Annotated in this window: 14 protein-coding genes and 1 pseudogene; 5 read left to right on the forward strand and 10 right to left on the reverse strand. The window is 39.0% G+C overall.

Features of this window, described 5'->3' with window-relative positions; all coding sequences use genetic code 11:
- Positions 1 to 54: 54 nt before the first annotated feature.
- Positions 55 to 1,056, reverse strand: a pseudogene (gene nadA / locus R2Q78_RS06915) (quinolinate synthase NadA); the annotation flags it as partial.
- A gap of 488 nt (positions 1,057 to 1,544) precedes the next feature.
- On the opposite strand from nadA, the gene nadB reads away from it, so the two are divergent.
- Both nadB and R2Q78_RS06925 read left to right on the forward strand, forming a co-directional pair.
- The gene (nadB, locus tag R2Q78_RS06920) at positions 1,545 to 3,131 is read left to right on the forward strand and encodes an L-aspartate oxidase (RefSeq protein WP_316790201.1); all 1,587 of its coding nucleotides are present in this window, start codon (positions 1,545 to 1,547) and stop codon (positions 3,129 to 3,131) included.
- Between the two features lie 4 nt (positions 3,132 to 3,135).
- A complete protein-coding gene (locus tag R2Q78_RS06925) occupies positions 3,136 to 3,645 on the forward strand; it encodes a gamma carbonic anhydrase family protein (RefSeq protein WP_316790203.1) in 510 nt (169 codons plus the stop codon).
- Here R2Q78_RS06925 and R2Q78_RS06930 read toward each other — a convergent pair whose 3' ends face one another.
- From R2Q78_RS06930 to R2Q78_RS06940, 3 genes are all read right to left on the reverse strand, one after another.
- Entirely contained in the window at positions 3,646 to 5,274 is a 1,629-nt protein-coding gene (locus R2Q78_RS06930; protein WP_316790206.1) for an Ig-like domain-containing protein, read from the reverse strand. It abuts the gene before it with no gap.
- A 143-nt stretch (positions 5,275 to 5,417) separates the two neighbouring features.
- A complete protein-coding gene (mnmG, locus tag R2Q78_RS06935; RefSeq protein WP_316790208.1) occupies positions 5,418 to 7,280 on the reverse strand; it encodes a tRNA uridine-5-carboxymethylaminomethyl(34) synthesis enzyme MnmG in 1,863 nt (620 codons plus the stop codon).
- Between the two features lie 89 nt (positions 7,281 to 7,369).
- On the reverse strand, positions 7,370 to 9,229 hold the full coding sequence (locus R2Q78_RS06940) for an ABC-F family ATP-binding cassette domain-containing protein (RefSeq protein ID WP_316790209.1): 1,860 nt from the start codon (positions 9,227 to 9,229) through the stop codon (positions 7,370 to 7,372).
- Positions 9,230 to 9,463: 234 nt separating this feature from the next.
- On the opposite strand from R2Q78_RS06940, the gene R2Q78_RS06945 reads away from it, so the two are divergent.
- Positions 9,464 to 11,425: an endonuclease/exonuclease/phosphatase family protein gene (locus R2Q78_RS06945; protein WP_316790211.1), complete on the forward strand. Its 1,962-nt coding sequence runs from the start codon at positions 9,464 to 9,466 to the stop codon at positions 11,423 to 11,425.
- Positions 11,426 to 11,458: 33 nt separating this feature from the next.
- Here R2Q78_RS06945 and ybeY read toward each other — a convergent pair whose 3' ends face one another.
- Together ybeY and R2Q78_RS06955 are read right to left on the reverse strand one after the other, a co-directional pair.
- Entirely contained in the window at positions 11,459 to 11,896 is a 438-nt protein-coding gene (gene ybeY, locus R2Q78_RS06950; RefSeq protein ID WP_316790213.1) for an rRNA maturation RNase YbeY, read from the reverse strand.
- Positions 11,897 to 11,906: 10 nt separating this feature from the next.
- On the reverse strand, positions 11,907 to 15,218 hold the full coding sequence (locus R2Q78_RS06955) for a hypothetical protein (protein ID WP_316790215.1): 3,312 nt from the start codon (positions 15,216 to 15,218) through the stop codon (positions 11,907 to 11,909).
- Between the two features lie 91 nt (positions 15,219 to 15,309).
- Between R2Q78_RS06955 and R2Q78_RS06960 the strand changes: the two genes are divergently transcribed.
- Positions 15,310 to 16,110 (forward strand): glycerophosphodiester phosphodiesterase, encoded by an 801-nt coding sequence (locus R2Q78_RS06960; protein ID WP_316790217.1) that lies wholly within the window; start codon positions 15,310 to 15,312, stop codon positions 16,108 to 16,110.
- Positions 16,111 to 16,402: 292 nt separating this feature from the next.
- Here R2Q78_RS06960 and R2Q78_RS06965 read toward each other — a convergent pair whose 3' ends face one another.
- From R2Q78_RS06965 to R2Q78_RS06975, 3 genes are all read right to left on the reverse strand, one after another.
- On the reverse strand, positions 16,403 to 16,594 hold the full coding sequence (locus R2Q78_RS06965) for a cold-shock protein (protein WP_090993574.1): 192 nt from the start codon (positions 16,592 to 16,594) through the stop codon (positions 16,403 to 16,405).
- A gap of 97 nt (positions 16,595 to 16,691) precedes the next feature.
- The gene (locus R2Q78_RS06970; protein WP_316790218.1) at positions 16,692 to 17,660 is read right to left on the reverse strand and encodes a hypothetical protein; all 969 of its coding nucleotides are present in this window, start codon (positions 17,658 to 17,660) and stop codon (positions 16,692 to 16,694) included.
- A gap of 61 nt (positions 17,661 to 17,721) precedes the next feature.
- The gene (locus R2Q78_RS06975) at positions 17,722 to 18,963 is read right to left on the reverse strand and encodes an aspartyl protease family protein (RefSeq protein WP_316790220.1); all 1,242 of its coding nucleotides are present in this window, start codon (positions 18,961 to 18,963) and stop codon (positions 17,722 to 17,724) included.
- 41 nt (positions 18,964 to 19,004) lie between these two features.
- Here R2Q78_RS06975 and R2Q78_RS06980 point away from each other — a divergent pair, with 41 nt between their 5' ends.
- Positions 19,005 to 20,336 (forward strand): D-alanyl-D-alanine carboxypeptidase/D-alanyl-D-alanine-endopeptidase, encoded by a 1,332-nt coding sequence (locus R2Q78_RS06980; RefSeq protein ID WP_316790221.1) that lies wholly within the window; start codon positions 19,005 to 19,007, stop codon positions 20,334 to 20,336.
- Here R2Q78_RS06980 and R2Q78_RS06985 read toward each other — a convergent pair whose 3' ends face one another.
- Entirely contained in the window at positions 20,337 to 21,035 is a 699-nt protein-coding gene (locus R2Q78_RS06985) for a M15 family metallopeptidase (protein ID WP_316790222.1), read from the reverse strand.
- Between the last annotated feature and the right edge of the window lie 2 nt (positions 21,036 to 21,037).

Genomic DNA, 21,037 nt, shown 5'->3' on the forward strand with positions numbered 1-21,037 from the left:
TAGGAGATATCTCTCACTATGTTCGAGATGACGATGGCTTATAAAACTTAAATTTTATAAGCCCAAACTTGCTGAAATCTCCAGCATTCTTTCTATCGGTTTTCTTGCTTCTACAATGATATCTGCAGGTACAGTAACTTCAGGGAGACCATTTTTAATGCACAGATAAAGCTTTTCTAAAGTATTTCTCTTCATATATGGACAATCATTACATGCACAACTGTTGTTTGGAGGTGCAGGAATAAAGGTTTTATCAGGACAAGCTTTTTCCATTTGATGAATAATCCCGCTTTCTGTAGCAACAATGAATTCCTTAGCATCACTGTTGATGGTATATTTCAACAATCCTGTAGTAGATCCTATGTAATCTGCCATTTTTAACACAGCTTCTTCACATTCCGGGTGTGCAATGAATTTAGCATTTGGGTGACGCTCTTTTAATTTGGTTATTTTTTCCCTTGAGAAAATTTCATGCACCATACAAGCCCCATTCCACAATACCAGGTCTCTGCCAGTTTTTTTAGCTACCCAGGCCCCCAGATTTTTATCTGGTCCAAAGATGATTTTAGTATCTTTTGGCAAACTTTCCACAATCTGAACCGCATTTGTAGAAGTACAGACAATATCGCTCAAAGCCTTTAATTCCGCTGTACAGTTTACGTAGGTGATGACAATATGATCAGGATATTTTTCCTTAAATTTCTTAAACAGGTGTGGTGGACAACTATCCGCCAGTGAACAACCTGCTTTTAAATCCGGTAATAAAACCTTTTTTTGTGGAGAAAGTATCTTAGCTGTTTCAGCCATAAAATGGACTCCTGCAAACACAATCACGTCGGCTTCTGTTTTTGCAGCCTCCTGTGACAGACCCAAACTATCACCAATATAATCTGCTATATCCTGAATATCAGGTTCTTGGTAATAGTGAGCAAGTATAATTGCATTCTTTTCCTTTTTTAACTTTTCAATTTCTTCAAAAAGATCAAGCGTTGGATCGATCTTTTCATCTACAAAACCTTTTCTGTTTAATTCCTCTAAGGTATCCATTTTTGTGTTTCTATTTTTTTGAAGCTGCCGTAAAGGTAAGCGCTTTCAACACTTCAATAAATTATAATTATTTAATATAAATAGATTTCTATTGTTTATTAGTGTGTTGGTATTGTTTAAAAATACTTTTTTTTAATGCTTTTATATGAGTTATTAATAATTTACTAACATTAAGATTACATTTTTATTTAAAATATCAGCTGATTTACAACTACATATTAAATGCTTCAAAAACTTATCAATACCAATATGTGTATTGTTAGTGTGTGTGTAAAAAGTTAATAACCGATGCAAAGTTGCTTAAAAATAACTTAAAATATTGTGTCAAATTGCCATTTTACCTTAGCTTTAAACATTCAAAATTATTTGTTCTATTTATATCGACAAGAAGTTAACAATTATACCAACGTTGTTAACAACACTACGGATTTAGTGAATTTTGATGTTTTAGAAGGGTTTTTATAATTTTCATAACAGTTGAGTATCAATAAGAAATAATGAAGAAAGTAGACTTTTTGGTGATAGGATCGGGGATAGCAGGGTTGAGTTTTGCGCTGAAGGCAGCTAAGCATGGCAAGGTGCTCATCGTGACCAAATCTAACGAAGACGAATCTAACACTAAATATGCCCAGGGCGGGGTAGCAGTTGTTGTGGATAAGGATGATTCCTTTGAAAAACATATTGAAGATACACTCATCGCAGGCGACGGATTATGTGATCCTGAAATTGTGGAAATCGTTGTAAAAGAGGGACCTCAGCGTATAGAAGAGATCATTGATTATGGCATCAATTTCGATAAAAATCAGACCGGAGTGTACGATCTGGCTAAGGAGGGCGGACATTCTGAACATCGTGTATTACATTATAAAGATGTAACAGGATACGAAATTGAAAGCGTTTTATTGAAGCAGATTCATCAGAATGAGAACATAGAGATATTAACACATTACTTCTGTCTGGAGTTGATTACTCAACATCATCTTGGTAAACATGTTGATAAGAGTACTGAAGATATCAACTGTTACGGTATATATGCCTTTAACACAGAGCTTAACGATGTGGAAAAGATATTGGCAAATGTGACTATACTTGCTTCTGGCGGGGCCGGACATATTTATTCCAGTACAACTAATCCAGTTATTGCTACGGGCGATGGAATGGCTATGGTATATCGGGCCAAAGGAAAATTGAGAAATATGGAGTTCATTCAGTTCCATCCAACGGCTTTATATCACCCCGGTGAGTATCCTGCTTTTTTAATATCGGAGGCTGTCAGAGGTTTTGGAGGTGTGTTGAGGAGAAAGAATGGCGATGAATTCATGTATGAATATGATAAACGTGGTTCGCTTGCCCCCCGGGATATAGTAGCCAGGGCTATTGATTCAGAGATGAAGAAATCAGGAGAAGATTTCGTTTACCTGGATATCAGAAATAGAAAAAAGGCCGATATTTTATCACATTTTCCTAATATATATGCTAAATGTCTTTCAATAGGAATTGACATGACGAAGGATTTGATACCAGTAACTCCAGCAGCACATTATATGTGTGGTGGAATTATGGTGGACGAATTTGGTAGATCATCCATTAAGAACTTATATGCTTGTGGTGAATGCTCTTCCACAGGGCTTCACGGGGCAAACCGCTTGGCTTCCAATTCATTACTTGAAGCACCTGTTTTTGCACACAGAATTTACCTGGATGCAATAGAGCGGTTTAAGAATAATGTAATTCCTGATGATATTCCCGAATGGAATGATCATGGCGTAACTCAGTCAAATGAAGATATTCTGGTGACTCACAATCTCCGTGAAACTCAGAAATTGATGAGCGATTATGTGGGAATAGTTCGCTCTGATTTTAGATTAGAGCGGGCAATGCGACGTTTGTATTTGTTGCACCAGGAAACGGAAGATTTTTATAAAGCCAACAAGGTCTCTGTAAAGCTTTGTGAGTTGAGAAATGTCATACAGGTAGCCTACATAGTCATTAAATCAGCTATGGCCAGAAAAGAGAGTAGGGGATTGCATTATACAACAGATTATCCTGCTCATGCAGAACAATTAACAGACACTATATTTTAGAGCTATGCCAGTTATTTTACCAGTGAAAGATGTACATCCAAAATGGGATGATAATTGTTTTATAGCTCCAAATGCGACAATTGTGGGTGATGTGACAATGGGCAAAAACTGCTCTGTTTGGTTCAATGCAGTAATCCGAGGAGATGTAAATAGCATCACGATAGGGGATGACAGTAATATTCAGGATGGCGCCGTTATACACGCTACCTATTTGAAGGCGGCTACTGTGATTGGAAACAGGGTTTCTGTAGGGCATAACGCGATAGTACACGGTTGTACCCTAAAAGATCATATTTTAGTCGGCATGGGTGCCATTATCATGGATAATGCTGTTGTGGAGGATTATACGATTATAGCTGCAGGGTCAGTTGTATTGGAAAATACACATTGTGAGAGCGGATACATCTATGCAGGAACTCCCGCTAAAAAAATAAAGCCCATTACTGAAGAGCAAAGGGCTTTATTGAATAAGTTGCCGGATAATTATATCATGTATGCTGACTGGTTCAGGTAATTACTGTTTTGGAATTGTAATGGTTTCATTTCTTTCCCAGTTCGACCTAATAGACAGCTCTTTAGGTTCATTCCAGATTTTTTCTGGCTGGAGTTTTAATCCTATATTTCCTGTATCCCATTTGGCATTTTTATTGGTGTCATAAGTAATCCTGATGAAATACTTTCCGGCTTTATAGTTGTTGAAATTCACTGCTGTATCTTGTCTTACAACGATGGTATTTACCACAATCTTAGTTGCATCAACAATTTCAACTATATAACTTTTATCCTTTTCAGGAACTATTATTTTAACCTTCAATGTGCCATAATCTTCTTTACTTCCGAGCTCAAATACGGTGTTAAACTCTTTATTTTTTGCGTTGAATATCGCTGTAAAGGCTCCCGCGCCAAATTTCATATCATAAGATTTTTTGGCTTTCCAGGGATATTTTATCGTATAGGAGAGGAAGTCGGCACTGTCTTTTAACAGGGTGAAGCCCGTCTTGGGAATAGAGTCTTCCAATAAAGTGATTTTGCTTGCATTGATGCTGTCTATCGGAAAATTGAATGTAAGTTTCAATGGTTTATTGGGGTTAATAGCTTTACCCTCAATGTTGTTTGTTGCGGCCAAAACCCTTGCATATGTCTCTTTTTTACCCCTTGTAAAAGAAGCAGTATCTAGCATTTTTCCTCCATCGCTGATGACAATTTTAGTGGAATCAAAGCTAAGGTCAGTCAGCCATACCTTTAGAGAATCATTGTTTTTACTGAACTTATACCTCTTTGAAACATCAATTGTTTTAGGATCTATGACTGTAACCTCAGGTTTTCTTAGCCGTTGATTGAATGAAAATGTGATACTTCCATCATTATTTAATCGCTTGTCTAAGATCCTGAAATCTGAAGCATCTTCTTTGAATATTTTCATGTTCATACTATCGAGGTTTTTCGTAAGTACGATCGAATCTTTTAGAAAACCGACCTCGTCAGTAGCTTGCTGATAGATTTTATCTCCGCCTTTTTCTTTGATTACATAGAGCCTGTATGTATCTTTTCTAAGGTTATTTAGGCTGTAATTGCCACTGCTATCCGTCAGCGTATAGATGGATGGCCTTGATTTTCCAAAAAGGGTATCTCTGTTTATAGGTAATATAAATGCCAGTGCGTCTAGTTCGGGTTCTCCGGTGAGGGAATTGGTGATGCGTCCTTTTATACTCAGGGAATCCAGTTGTGGGCCTGTGGCAAAAACATATGTAAAGTTTTTCACAGCATTGCCTTCGTTTACATCAGCTATTGCTTTTCCAAAATTTAAGGTATAAGTGGTATTCTTTTCAAGGGTATCAGGAAACGATATTTCAAGTTTTTTTCCTTTGGGTTTTAAAATAGGAGGTTTTGCCATTTCAGGTGAAACGGAAAATTCTTTAAACTCATTTTGTAATTTAAAATATTCATCGAATTCTATGACCACTTTTTTCGCGGTAAAATTCGTAGTCAGATTTTCTGGTTCCATCTTTAAAATCTTAGGCGGCTCTGTATCTCTTGGGCCACCTTGAGGAGTTTGAATACTTGCACATCCCTGAAATAGCAAAATGACAAATAGGAGCGTAGTGAAAAAAGCCAGAATTGATGTGTTGCTGTTTTTAGCCATTTATATGCGTTCTGTTAAATTTTTTTATCTTTATAACGAATAACATTAAAAATATTTAAAAGTGTCTTAAATCGCGTTTAAACACGCTGATTTTATTTATGTGACTTTCTAATCCAAGATATTTAAAATCAGCGGTTTACATGTTATTTACTAATGTGTACCATCAAAACTGATATATCAGAAGGTGAAACGCCCGAAATCCTGGAGGCCTGACCTAAAGTTCTTGGTTTTATCTTTAATAATTTTTCTCTTGCCTCTTTAGAAAGGGAAACGAGTTGAGAATAGTCAAAATTTGGATTGATGTCTTTATCTTCCATTTTCTGCATCTTGTTCACTATTTCCTGTTCTTTTTCAAAATAACTTTCGTATTTGATTTTTATTTCAGCTTGTTCAATAGTTTCTTTATCAAATTTATCTAAAAATTCATTAAAACTGTTGCTAACTGTACGCATGTCATTTATTCCTACCTGAGGCCTGCTCAATAAACTGAAAAGTTTAACACTTTGTGTAAGCGGGCTTGTTCCCAGTTCTTCTAACAAAGAGTTTGCTTCGGATTTATCTATTCCCTGTTTTTTAGCGAATTCAACTATCTGATCAGAGTTTTCAACTTTATCTTTTACAATTTGTAAACGTTCGTCATTGATCAGTCCCAGTTGATGACCAATAGGGGATAAGCGAATATCTGCGTTGTCCTGTCTAAGTAGCAAACGATGTTCAGCTCTTGAAGTGAACATTCGATAAGGTTCTTCAGTACCTTTTGTAACGAGATCATCTATAAGTACACCTATGTAAGATTCTGATCTTTTCATGATCAGCTCATGTTGGTCCGTCACTTTTTGATGTGCATTGATTCCTGCTATAAATCCCTGACTAGCAGCCTCTTCGTAACCGGTAGTCCCATTGATCTGGCCAGCAAAGAAAAGATTGCTAATTAGCTTTGTTTCAAGGGTTAAGGACAATTGGGTAGGTGGAAAATAGTCATATTCAATAGCATATCCCGGTCTGAACATTTTCGCGTTTTCGAACCCAGGTATCTGCGTAAGGGCTTTATATTGTACATCTTCTGGTAAGGACGTAGAAAAGCCGTTTACATAGATCTCACAGGTATTCCAGCCTTCCGGTTCTACGAAGATCTGATGTCTTTCACGTTCAGCAAAGCGGTTGATTTTATCTTCTATGGACGGACAATATCTTGGGCCCAGACCTTTGATACGTCCGGTAAACATAGGGGATTTTTCGAATCCTTCTTTAAGTGTTTCATGAACGGTTGAATTGGTGTAAGTGATCCAGCAGCATCTTTGTTCTTTTGGAAGATCTACATTAGTATAAGAAAATCTGCCTGGGTTTTCATCACCCCATTGTTCTTCCATTAAACTATAGTTTAGTGATCTGCCATCAACGCGGGGTGGGGTACCAGTTTTCATTCTCCCGGCGTCAAAGCCCAATTCCGTGAGCTGTTCCGTCAGTCCTGTTGCTGCCTTTTCCCCGGTACGTCCACCACCAAATTTTTTCTCTCCGATATGGATAAGGCCATTCAAAAATGTTCCGTTGGTGAGCACAACAGACTTTCCTTTGATCTCAATTCCAAGTGAGGTTTTAACGCCAATCACAGTGTTGTTTTTGATCAAAAGGCTACTTACCATTTCCTGCCAGAAGTCTACATTTGGAGTTCTTTCTAAAGCGAGTCTCCATTCTTCAGCAAATCTTTTGCGGTCATTCTGACTTCTCGGGCTCCACATTGCCGGACCTTTTGAAAGATTAAGCATCCTAAATTGCAAAGTAGTTTTGTCGGAGATGATTCCCGAGTATCCGCCCATTGCATCAATTTCTCTTACGATCTGCCCTTTGGCAACACCCCCCATTGCGGGGTTGCAACTCATCTGGGCAAGGGTCTCCATGTTCATCGTGATGAGCAAAACTGAAGAACCTAAATTGGCCGCCGCTGCCGCTGCTTCGCATCCGGCATGTCCGGCACCAACTACAATTACGTCGTATTCTTTAAACATTTTGTCTGTATTTTAAATGTTGTTCCACGTGAAACAAATGCTGGAACCCGTTCTGTTTTTCCAAAAGTTTCACGTGGAACATTATAATTTTACTCTGATAATTCTAACCAGCGTTCCATTGTCGAGTCCATTTCCTTGTTCAATTCTTCAATTGATTTAGTGATCGCTTGTATATCTATATAGTTTGCACTATCAATGGTTAGCAATGATTGTGTTAGTTTTTCTACTTCTGATTCGATCTCCGGCATTCTCGCTTCAAGAGTTTCCAATTCTTTTTGCTCCTTGTAGCTAAGCTTTTTTGCTGTTGAGATCACAGGAGCAGGAGTGGTGTTCTCTTTCTTTTTCTGCTCTGGTTTTTCTTTTGCAGCGTCAAGACTTAATCGGTATTCTGAATAATTTCCATTGTAAATTGTCACCTCCCCATTGCCTTCCATAATGAATAGTTGTTCACTCATTTTGTCTAGCAGGTATCTGTCGTGTGAAACAAGGATCAGCACCCCTGGGAAGTTTTCAAGGAATTCTTCCAAAACGTTTAGCGTGTCAATATCGAGATCATTTGTTGGCTCATCCAATATTAAGAAATTTGGGTTTTGCATTAAAACCTTCATCAGGTGTAACCGTTTCTTTTCTCCTCCGCTCAATTTCTCTACCATGCCATGTTGCTTCTTGGGAGGGAAGAGAAATAAGGTTAGTAGTTGGGATGCAGAAATAGTTTGACCATCCGCCATCTTTATATATTCGGCATCTGATTTCACAATATCGATTACTCTTTCTTTTTCATTGAAAGCTAAGCCGCCTTGTTTGTAGTAGCCGTATACTGTAGTTTCTCCTGTACTGACGTTTCCTTGTTCAGGTTTTAAAAAGCCTGTAATGATATTGAGTAAAGTAGATTTGCCTGTTCCATTTTTACCTGCCAAACCAATTCTGTCAGCTTTTTTAAAAGTATAACTAAAATCAGTTATGATTTTTTTGTCGTCAAATGACTGTCCGATGTGGTCGAGCTCAAGAATTTTATTTCCCTGCCTCGACATTTTCACTTTTAATGTAATGCTTTGGTTGTCAGTTCTTTGTTTGGTTTTGCTGTCCAAGTCGTAAAAAGCGTCAATTCTCGCTTGAGATTTGGTTCCGCGTGCCTGAGGCATACGTCTCATCCACTCTAATTCTTTCTTCAAAAGATTTTTGTTCTTCTGGAAAGTGCTTTCATCTGAGGCCTCTCTTTCTGATTTCTTTTCGAGGAAATAGGCGTAGTTGCCGTTATAGTTATAAATCTTCCCGCGATCCAGTTCCACGATTGTATTACATACATTGTCCAGGAAGTACCTGTCGTGCGTAACCAAAAGAATCGTCTTATTTCCTGAAGTCAATAATTTCTCTAGCCATTCAATCGTATCAATATCCAAATGATTGGTTGGCTCGTCCAGGACATAAATCTCCGGATCTTCTATTAAAAGTTTTGCTAAAGCAATACGTTTCTTTTGTCCGCCCGATAGGGTGGCAATCTTTTGCTGAAGGTGATGAATGCCCATTCTGCTGAGAATGGTTTTAATTTCATGTTCATATTCCCATGCGTTGTGCTCGCTTAACTCTTCGTATAAACGGTTTAATGTTTTTTCATCCGGGTTAGGATCCTCTATTAATTCCTCATATTCTTTGATCAGCTGTTGCTGCTTATTTTCAAGAGAAAAGATAAAGTCACTGATTGAATAGCCATCAGGAAATGAAGGTTCCTGATCCAGAAACCCGATTTTCACAGATTTATTCTTTACGATTTTGCCTTCTAAGGGCGAAAATCTTTCGGCAAGTAATTTTAATAAGGTGCTCTTCCCGGCTCCATTTATACCTACCAGCGCTACGCGCTGACCAGTTTGTATGCCCAGGGTCAAGTTTTTAAAAAGCCATTCATCGTGGTAAGCATGGCCTAAGTTTTCGGCTGCAATTAGTGTGCTCAAAGTCTGTGTTTAACGATATTATATATAAGAAATTACCTGCAAAAGTACGGAATTAATAAAATATAATTTTACCTTCAATGAAGTGTATTTACACTAAACTTAGTGTAGTTCTAGTTAACCTTCGTTGCTTTCTTTATGAATCACCTGAAATTTATAACTTTTCTGTTCATAATAACCTCATTTACAGCAGTTAATGCTCGAGGTCAATCGAATATTCCTGCAACAAAGGGAAATATGGCACTTCATCTGGATGGGGCCGATAATAACCCATGTATCGGAATGAGTATACTTAAACCTGGCTGGACAGTTGAAGCATGGATAAAAGGAAATGATAATCAGTGGAAAGCCATGGAAGTTATCATTGGTGCCGGCGAATACGGAGAGCTTAATGAGGTAGATACTGTGACTATCGGTCTTAAGAATGGCCGGTTATTCAGTGCAAAAGCTAATATCTACAGTTCAAAAGTAATGGATGACAAATGGCATCATGTCGCTTTGACTAATGACGGAAAGCATAGCAGACTATACCTGGATGGAGATCTCGTCGCGACTTCGACAACTTCTTTTTCCATTCTTCCGGGAACTATAGGCGCGTACAATAAAAGCGCTAATACTTTTGGAGGATTGATAGACGAGGTTAGGATCTGGGAAAAGACTTTGCCTGGAGATCTCCTGAAAAAATGGGCTTACAGGCCATTAAACTCAAATCATCCCGATTATAAAAGTCTAAAAGGATATTACAATTTCGATGCGATGAGCGATGATGTATGTCTAAATCTTGTCGGCAAAGGGCATCAGGCGTATCATATGAGGAATACGAGGCTTGATTATAAAGGAAAATTGCCTTTGGCTAAATTGGCGGTTAACGACAACAGCTTATTTAAGTCCGCTGTAAGTAAAGATCAGATATTTAATGCCGTGACTATTCAGAGCGAATGGGATGCAGATCAGGGAAGCGAAAACAACCAGATTTTGAAGCTAAGAATTGCAGTCAATGAAACTGATCAGGCCATTAAACTGACAGCTTTAAAATTGGATTTGTCTGGGACTACTTCTCTCCATGATGTTAAAGGAATTCATGTTTATAATGCCGGGAGCGCTGCCAGAGATGATTCTAGAATACCTTTATTTGAGGGTAACATTATTCCCCGGAAAAATATTATTTTGAAGTCCGAGGGAGCAAAGTCAATTACGCTGAAGAAAGGTATAAATTACCTGCTTGTAACTTTCGATGTTGCTAAAGATGCAATTCCTGGGAATGTCCTGCATGCGAAAATCTCCTCGTTTTCTTTGAATGGAATCAGCCATATCCCGGAAGAAAGCAAGGATTATCAGCCTAAAAAGATTACCGTAAATTCCACCGCGAGTCCCGGCTTCCTTAAAGTTCTTCAATGGAATATCTGGCATGGCGGTGTGCACATGGGAAATAATGGGAGAAATCGTATTAAAGAACTGATCAGAAGCACAAATGCAGATCTGATTACTATGCAGGAAGCCTATGGCTCACAGCAAATGCTGGCAGATTCTTTGGGATTTTTCATGCAAACGCCAACACCTTCCGCTAATTTAGCTCTATTTAGCAGGTATCCGATAGAGAAGCTTCCTTCAAACGACAACTTCAAGGCAAATACAGCTCTTCTGCGGCTTCCAAACAAAAAAGCAGTGTTGGTGTCCGATTGGTGGCTGAGATACGCTTACAGGCCCTCGTATACCGTTGAATATCTAAATAAAGGCCATGATCCAAATAGATGGGTCGAAGAAGACAAACTACTTGGCTATAAAGACGCAATGGCTAACCTGGAGAAAGACATTGAGCCCATATTAAAGAATGAAAATACAGCGGTTATTGTAGGTGGAGATTTTAATTCCGGGAGTCATCTGGACTGGACTATAAAAGCCGCTCCTCTGCACAATGGCTATGGCCCGGTAGCAATGCCAATATCACAATTGATGAGCGAAAGGGGATATACTGACAGTTTCAGGTATTTAAATCCGGATGAGCTCAAGAATCAGGGAGGGACTTTCGCTACGATATTTGGCCACCTTCAAACCTCCAGGATCGATTATATCTACTATAAGGGGAATGGGATTAAGGTGTTATCGTCTAAAATCATTAGATCAGCGCCTGAAATAGACGATGTCTGGCCATCTGATCATGCTGCTGTGCTAACTGTTTTTGATACTTCCCCGAAGTAAAATTGAATCTCTCTTTCTGCTCTTGGCCAGGATTTATTCCGGGCCTTCAACCAAAAGCAGAGCAAGATACTGATCTTCTTTTTCCGTCATCTGTGTTTTTGCTGCTTTACCTTTGTCTTTGTAACCCAAAAGGTGAAGTGTGCCATGGATCATGACACGATGCAGTTCCGTTTCAGGAGTATGCTTGTATGTAGATGCATTTTCTTTAATTCGCTCAATACTGATAAATATATCGCCTGTAATCGTTTTAAGCTCCTCAGAGTTGTCGAAAGTAATCACATCGGTGTAAGTGTCATGATCCAGGTATTCCTGGTTTATACGCAGTAAATACTCGTCAGAGCAAAGAATAAAATTTAATTCATCTAACTTATAACCCTCGGCTGTGATGGTGTCTTTTATCCATTTTTTAAGGACGGTCTTTTTCTTAAGGGTATATTTTACGTCTTCTGTGAAAAAATTAACTACTGGCATGCCTTTGAATTTATTGGGCCGAATTTAGTAATTTAAAGTATTCTGCAATCTTATTTTTATAGTAGTAGTTCAGGTTTGGAGGAAGTTTCTGAAGCCATTCAGTCTCTGATTGCTGCATCTTTTTAAACTTGTCCATCATTTGTTTATAGGAAGGAGGGAAGTCCTTTGCAGCTTTACTTTCTCTTTTTGAATCCTGGTCCTGTTCTCGTTCTGCCTTTTCAGCATCCAGGAGTTTGGTCAGTAATTCTTTCTGACGGTTCATGGTTTCCTGCTGGATCCTTTTATTAACCAGATCATTCTCGGTAGCCTTCATGTCTTCAATCGCCTTATTCAGATCTCCTAGTTTACCTTTACCATCTTTATTGTCTTCCCTGTTGATTTTCTGCAGCGCCTCTCTGATCATTTGTTGCTGCTGCGCCATTTTACCAAATTCCTGGCTCATTTGTCCTTTAGGTACTTTGCCCTGATTTCCACTCTTCTGCATTTGCTGGCGTGCTTTCTGCATGTTATCATTCAACTGTTGCTGCATTTGCTGCAATTGTTTCATGCTCTGCTTTTTGCTCTTTCCCCCTGACGAAGGGTTCTTTGCCATGTTTTGCAGTTGGTCCAGCGCTTCGTTTAACATCAAGGAAAGGTTATTGATCGATGTCATCGCGTATTGCTGGTTTCTGTTTGCAGCAGAAGTCATTCGTTCGCCCAGATTTTCCAATGCTTTATCCATATTGAAATTAATCTTCTGCATTTCTTCATTCACCGTAGTTTCAATCTGTGGAACTCGTTTACTCAAAGAAAACAAACTGTCGGCGATGGTCTTCATGTTGTCCTTAATGCTACGTTGTTTCTGAACGTTTGCAGTGTATAAAGGATCGCTGCTGCTCATATTTTTCAGGTTTAGCATTACCTTTTCCTGATCAAAAGAGGTGTTCAGCAGGTTTTCCAGCAGCTGGCGCAATTCACGTGCATTGAGGTTATTTTCCATTTCTTCCGATTGCTGCTGCATTTCCTTCATTTCCTGGGCGAGTTTCTCCATCTCCTCTCCAGCCTTTTGCTGGTCCTTAGCGGCCTCTTTTTTGTTGTTTTGCTTCAGGTTGTTTTCACTCGACTTTTGCTGCTCTTTGATATTTTCCGCTTGTTTTTCCGGGTTTTTAAAAGAATTTGGCCTTTCCAGGTCTTTGTTTTTTTCATCCAATTTTTCCAGATCCTTTTTCAGATCTTCAAAATCTTCGGATATTTTTTGCTGCTCTTCCTTTTGTTTAGTGGCAGAGGCATCTTTATCTGCTGTTTTTGCTGCCTGTTCCTTTTGCTGCTTAGCCAGCTCTTCCAGTTTATCTATATTTTTTTGAAGATTTTGTTCAAACTCAAGCTGTTTATACAGCTCTAGTATCCGGTCCAGTTCGTTTTTGAGCGACTTATTATCCATCTGCATTTTAGAAAGCTCATTCTGGGTCTGATCCTTATTGTTTTCATCCATCAGATTTTGAAGCTTTTCAAGCAATTCTTTTGTTTTTTCGTCCAGAACATTGTTGAACAGGTCGTCTATCTGCTTTTGTTTCTCGGCCAGTTCATCTTTTATTGCATTATTCTCTTCTTTTTCAAAAGTATTTTTCTTGTTCAACTCCTTGATTTCTTTTACGGCTTCTTCAAGCTGTTTTTGTTTCTCCAGCAATTGCTCTACCTGTTTTTTATCATCAAACGAAAGCTGTTTTTTGTCCAAAAGGGTCTCTCCAAGCTTTTTGCTTTCCTTCTCTACGGTCGAAGCCAATCTGATGGCTTTTTCCATTTTCTGCTTTAATACTGCACTTCCCTGATCCAGTTTTTCCGTGATTTGCCTTTCGGTTGGAACCTCCATTGTTTTGATGTCAGATTTGGTGGTTTTCGGGCCGTTTACGGCATCATTGTCGGCAACCTCAAAGTAGTACTCCAACACCTGCCCGGGTCTAATTGAGGCCTCGTTTAGGTTCCAAAAATAGAAGAAGGTGTTTTCCTGGCTGTTCTTTTTAACAGAGATAGATTTGGCAACGGTGCTTTTTAAGCTGCCGTTCTCCCTGATGTTGTAGCGGAGTTTCAGTGAAGAGAAGCCGTGATCATCAGCAATTGTACCTGAGAAGTAAAGCGCTTTACTGCTTAGAGAGTCGGGAGCTTCCATAACTGAAATAGTTGGGAAGGCATCCTTTATCACCGTTATTTGGTGTTTAAGAGAATCTTTGCTATTGATAAACCTATTTCTCGGAATGATCATATAATCTGCATTTCCCAATATCCTGCTGCTGAAAGAGAAGCTGTTTTCCGCCGCAGAAAGAAGATAAAGTTTACTGGCCAAAATAAAACTAAGCTCAGTGCTATTCTCGGTATTTAAGGTCCAGGTTATGGATGTACCTTCCGGAATCAGTAAATCTCCGGCATTTTGAATGGTTTCATTTTGTTTGTTTAGATATGCCGGATAATTTAACCTGGCTGAGATGTTGACTACAGCGGGTCTGGGTTTTACTTCAATCAGATAGGATGTAGAATTGAATCCTCCGGCTGAGAACTGTATTTTTTTATTCTTTTGGAGGTTTTTAAAAGTATATCTAAACTTTGTTGTGTTCTCCTTCTCCAGCTTATAAGAGTTTGCCCCATCCGAAATGTACACATCCTGAGGGATTTCATCTCCTTTGAGTTTCAGATTTATGGTTACATCGTCGCCCTGTGAGTAAATCAGTTTGCTGTTCAAAAGCTCGAAATCAAAAGGGGCTTTTGGCAGGATTTCTTTGTTATACTGGACGAAACTATTGGTTCCTTCTCTTAGGATCGAGGGGGCAATTATAGCGATAAGTATGATCACTGAAAAAGGGAAAAGCAGGTATTTTATATACTTTTTGTTCTCATTTAAACGAATAGCACTGGTAAAAGGAATTGGCTTTAGCTCCGTTATTTTCTGATCAATCCCGGCAAGGATAAGCAAGCTGTTTTCCGGATTTTGATCTGCCAGGGTCTTTAGCTGGAGAGTATTGATTAATTTGTCTTTGACATTAAAAAAATGGCCTCCAATCAGGTTCGCGGCCTGTTCTATGCTCAGGTTTTTGCCCAGATGAAAATAAGACAGCGCGGGTTTGATGATCCAGAAATAAATGGTAAGCAGTGCCGTAAGTACAAAAGAGAAAAAAAGGACGGTTTTAACACCTACGCTGGGGTTGGTATAGTAAACCAGCAGGAATAATAAAAGGTATAAGGCAAGCAATAAGGCAGCAGAATATATGCTTCCACGCAAAAGTTTATTGAGGTAAAACTTTTGTATAAACTCATTAATCTTTGAAATTAAAAGGTCGTAATTGCTATTCATTAAAATTCTGAATGAGAAATAAAGTTAAAAAATAACTTGAAGAAAACATTTATATATTCTCTAACGCCTATTTTAGTAAAAAGTATTTATCATGAAAGCTTCAATTTTAGCCATTACTTTAATGTCATTGTTTACAAAAGATATCGCAAAGGAGTCCCCAGACATGCCCGCTGGTTCATGGAATAATAACCAGGTCATTGCACACCGGGGAGCCTGGAAAAAGAACAAACTTCCTGAGAACTCAATAGCATCATTGAATGAAGCCATACGTATTGGCTGCTATGGATCTGAGTTTGATGTTCATATGACCCTTGATAGCGTTCTTGTTGTCAATCATGACGCTGATTTTCAGGGGTTGCATATTTCGAAGGTAACTTATCAGGAACTGCTTACAAAGAAGCTATCCAACGGTGAGCGCATTCCCACTTTGGAGAGTTATCTGAAAGCAGGGATTACACAGAAGAGAACCAAATTGATCCTGGAAATAAAACCCTCAAATGTGAGTCAGGAGTGGGATATGGAGTTGACTTCGCGGTCAGTAGCAATGGTTAAAAAGCTCAAGGCTGAAGCCTGGGTGGATTACATCAGTTTTGGATATGACATTTTGCAGAAAGTACTTGCAATAAACCCAAAGGCAAAAGTGGCTTATTTAAAGGGTGATGTTCCTCTTGAAAAACTGAAACAGGATGGGTTTTATGGGGCAGATTACCATTTTAGTGTATACCAAAAAGGGGAATGGTTTTTAAAGGCAAAAGAACTTGGCCTGACTATTAATGCTTGGACGGTAAATGAAGTTACCGATATGGAGTGGCTTTTGAAAAGCAAAATCGAATTCATTACCACTAACGAGCCAGAAGTCCTATTGGAACTCATCCGGGAGAAAAAGAAATAGCTGTAATTATTTTCTCCGGCAAGCCCTGCTGTTCAGGTGCGAACGAGCTCGGCCTTGGGTTGTGGTGCGAGCAGCTTTATAGCAGTATACCTGCAGAGTGAGTCCACGTATTTACAGGGAAAAGGTGGACTCACCCTGGACTCATGGTGCACTCATGGTGGACTCATGGTGGACTCACCTAAGAGCAGGTGCAAACAAGCTCCAACCGAGAGCGCTTTAAAGAATAACTAAAGTTTATGCAAAAAAAAGGGACTACCGAAGTAGTCCCTTGTACAATTTATGTCTTTATAATCTAGATTACTTTAACATTAACCGCGTTCAAGCCTTTTTTTCCGCTCTCAACATCGTATTCAACTTTGTCATTCTCACGGATTTCATCGATAAGGCCTGTTGAATGTACAAAGATTTCGCTATCTCCGTTTGCAGGGATAATGAATCCGAAACCTTTAGTTACATTAAAAAATTTTACTGTTCCTTCTTGCATTGTATTATTTATTAAAAAATTAAGTGTGCAATGTACATATTATTTTTTATTAAAAGACAAATGCTTCATTTTTTGATAAATATAAAAGCAAACGCCATTAGTTATTCGCTTTTTTGCCCACAACAACCAAGTTTATTTCGCTCGAATGAGGCATTCCAAGGGTTGTTCCCGGTATGATTTTTATGAGGTTGCGGAGGTAAATATCTATGATTGATTTTACTATTTTTCTCCGTGATTCTTCCAGTTCGGGTAATGAATTATAGAAGGACACCAGGTGAATATTTCCTTGCCCATCTACTATCACCTTCATGTCATAGGCAAAGTCCTGGTAGGCATTTTTTATCTCTATGCGGTACTTTGGAAACAGGTAATCAAACGCTTCAGTTCTGCCACTGAATTCGTCTATAGTACTTTTCTTTTCTACCTTCAGAAGAGGGCTGGTTGAGATGAATTGAGCAGGTTGCCTTCCGGCAAATGTTTTGCTGGTATCGGTAGGAGCCTGATTTGATTTTTCGGTCAGCATACGGATAAATGCGGTATCTGCTCCATTCGGCTTTTGAAGCTCCGAGGCTGTTGTTTTCAGTACATTTTTAATATACGAGTCTGCATAAAAAATCATATTTACATCCGACTTTACGCCACTGGCAATTTCTTTCCTGTCTACCTGAAGACGCTGGAAAACCAGGCTGTCTTTTGTGACTTTTTTGATTCGGAAGTACTCTTTCGCAAAATTGTATACATCTCCGTGATCATACATGAGAAAGAAAGGTAACATTCTCTTTTTTACAGGACTATAAGCCATTACAGTATCATTGGACTGGAATTCGATGATCCATGAAGGTTCTTGTTGAAACCCTATTTTATCAAATGACAGTCCATTGCTAAAGCGGCGTCTTACTTCCGTATACCTGATGCCGATAATGTGATCAAAGGTTAGCCGCTCTTTGGGTGTTTCTTCTTCGAATTTTTCTTTTGTATTCGCTTTTTTTTCTTTATGATCAGATAGGCAGGAACTTAGTAAAGAGATGAAGCTTATGTAGAGTAATGAATGAAATATTTTTGTCATGTTGTACGGCTGTCTACGGACGGAGTTTGGGCGACCATAATTGAAGGGTAAAACTAAAAATTTATATTCGTTTCTTCAATTTTATCAATTTAATGAGGAGTTCTCCTTTTCTGTTTATCGCCAGATACAGGGTTTTTCCGTTTTCCATTCTCAGAAATTTTGAAACATCGTTTAGCGTCATGGTTCCCACTGTCGTGAAATTTATGGATAGGATCTCATCGTCTACTAAGAGACCGGCTTCAACAGCGGGGGATTCTGGTTCGATTCTGCTGATGAAAAATCTTTTGGTGAGGGCATCATCTACGAATACTTCCAGGCCCGACATATCGTGTTCGAAAGGCCTCTTGAAAGTATAATTTCGCTTCAGGTACATGAAATTGTTGTTGTAATCGAAGGTAATGTTGAAACGGGTGAGGATTTCGGCGCCAAGATTTCCATTTCGGTTTAGAAACAAAGCTTTCGTGGCCGCATTGTCATAGTCTGGATATGAAGAAATAACATCATTCAAAACGAAACTACCTATTCTCAAAGACGGTATCCTTGCAACACTCCCGCTTATTGGGCCGCTGAGGCCTATTCCCAGATTTGCTTTTATAGATACAGGTGGGATTGGAAAGGGTTTTTCGTCGAGAGTCTCCAAAGATATTGCGTGACTTGCACCATTGTCTATCACTACCTTAAGTGATTTGGTGCCGAGTCCGGGTATGTCCATATCAACAGACATGTAAGGCTTGTTATTAAATATTTCTATCGGAATGGCTTCTCCCTCAATTCGTCTTTTGGTTTCTGGCCTGTGAAATTTAAGCCTGCGACCGGTATAATTCAGCTCTACCACGAAGCTATTGAAGAAGTAATAGCCTAATAGTCCATGAATCGGAACTCCCACATAGCTGGATAGTGCGAATACATCCTCTTTCAGGATGGCTGTTGGGATATTTTCGATTTCAGCTTTACCTATTTTGGCATAGATCTCATTGGAAATAAAAGCGTCTATATCAAGGCCTTTACCTAAGCCGTTTATCTTCACCGGACGTAATTTCTTTAGATTTAAGTCTTTGACTATAGATGTATCGGTGATGATTAATGGGCCTACACCCGTGTCGAGGATGAAATTAAAAGGTCCGTTTCCATTGATATATAAGGGTACAATAACGAGGTTTCGAACAAGATTAAAGTTTATAGTTTGGTTTTTTCTGTCTCCGGAAAATTCAAATTGCTGAGCATTGACGTGATTTACGGCCAAAGACAGGGTGATAGCTGAAATGAAAAGGATCTTAAATAAAAAGAAACTAACAGCACGCATAGGGGATTCATTTAAACTAATTTAATAAATTAGTTGTCAGTATGTATAAAGCGGCTACAAAAAATAAATTAAAAGAGGTATTAATTCTCGTTTCTGTATGGGGTTTTATATTGGGCTGTTCTACGGATCGTAAAATTTCGCGAAAGATGGGGCTGTTTTTGAAACAGTCTGAAGTGCTTAAAAAACACCATGTAGGGTTTGCGGTGTACGATTTGAATGGACGAAAGACGATTTATGAAAAAAATGCAGATCAATATTTTATACCTGCTTCTAATACCAAATTGCTCACTTTTTATACAAGTTTAAAAATGCTACAGGATTCTGTTGCAGGAATCAGGTATATAGTTCGTCATGACTCATTGATATTTTGGGGGACGGGAGATCCTTCGTTTTTACAATCCAGGTTAAAGTCAGAAAAAGTGGTGCAATTTTTAAAAGGATCGGATAAAAAGCTGTTTTTTTCGACAGGACGGTATACCGGGGCTCGCTATGGGAAAGGCTGGGCATGGGATGATTATAATGATTATTACCAGTCAGAACTGACAGAACTGCCCATAATGGACAACCTGATCACGCTAGGGAATGAGCAAGGTGTTTTGACGGTAAAGCCAGAGATATTTAAGGATGCGGTGATGCCGGATACACTGCGGAAAGATTCCATTTTTAAGGTGCTCAGGATGCAGAATGAAAATCGTTTCGGGTATCCGGTGAAAGCAGTTCCCCGGAATTATGCACAACAGGTGCCCTATAAAACATCAATTTACCTTACCAAAGCATTGCTGGAAAACCTTCTAGGAAAGCCCGTTGGGTTGTTGTCTATGAAAATTCCCGACAGCAGCAAGGTCATTTACAGTGAGAAGCGAGATTCGATCCTGAAGGAAATGCTGATTCCCAGTGATAATTTTATTGCAGAGCAATTGTTGCTGCTGTGTGCTGATCAGACTGGTCTGCAGATGAATACAGATACGGTAATCGCGCATGCAAAAAGAACATTTTTGCGGAATCTCCCGGATGCGCCGGTATGGGTAGATGGTTCCGGATTGTCAAGATATAACCTGGTTACGCCCAGAGATCTGGTGGTCTTGCTGACAGAGATTTACAGAGCAGCAGGAGATTCAGGTAAGTTATATGGTATGCTTCCGGCAGGAGGAAAGTCCGGGACATTAAAAAATGCATATGCAAAAACAGATCATCCTTTCGTGTTTGGTAAAACAGGTACTTTATCCAACAATTATTGTCAGAGTGGCTATGTCCTGACCAGGAAGAACCGGACTTACGTCTTTTCTTTTATGAACAATAATTTTGTGGCTGCTACGGCAGATGTCAGGAAGGAGATTGAAAAGGTGATTACTTATCTCCATGAGCATTATTGATTATAGCCTTTCAAAGGGAATATCCATTAACGGATATTTTTCCCAGCCTATGAAATCGAAATGCCACCATTCATGAGCGATGACCCTGAAGCCATGTTTTTGCATGATTGAGATCAGCATTTCGCGGTTTTTAATGACATTAGGCGGCAATTGTGAATAGCTAGCCGCTGCGGCAGCCTGAAAGCTATCATAAGGAGTGGGCATTTGAATTTCTTTTCCTGTCTTTAAGTTGATCAATGTGAGGTCGACAGCACAGCCGCGGTTGTGTTTAGATCCTTTTTTCGGATCAGCGACGAAACGCTTGTCGCTCGCTTTTTCATAAAAGGCAATGGTCACGGCGTATGGTCGGTAGGCGTCAAAGATCTTTAACCCATATCCTTTTTTGTTTAATTCGGACTGGATTATTTTTAACTGGTCTGCAACAGGTTTTCTGGCAAATGCACGCGCTTGTTTATACATGACTTCCTTCATAAAATTGTTTTTGGAAGCATATCTTATATCGAGTGCGATATTGGGGATGACTTTCTTGAGTTCAACAAGTCTGTAATTCGGAACTGATTGGTATGAAGCAGAATATTCCTGATATGAGCTGATGATTTTCAGCCCATATGGATTATTGGGGTTTTGCTGAGCAAGGCAAATAAAGCCGTTGAGCAAAAAGAAAAAAGGGAAAGCTATAAAATGAGTGAAGCTTTTCATGG

This window comes from Pedobacter frigoris, from assembly GCF_032678645.1.
Classification (GTDB): Bacteria; Bacteroidota; Bacteroidia; order Sphingobacteriales; family Sphingobacteriaceae; genus Pedobacter; species Pedobacter frigoris_A.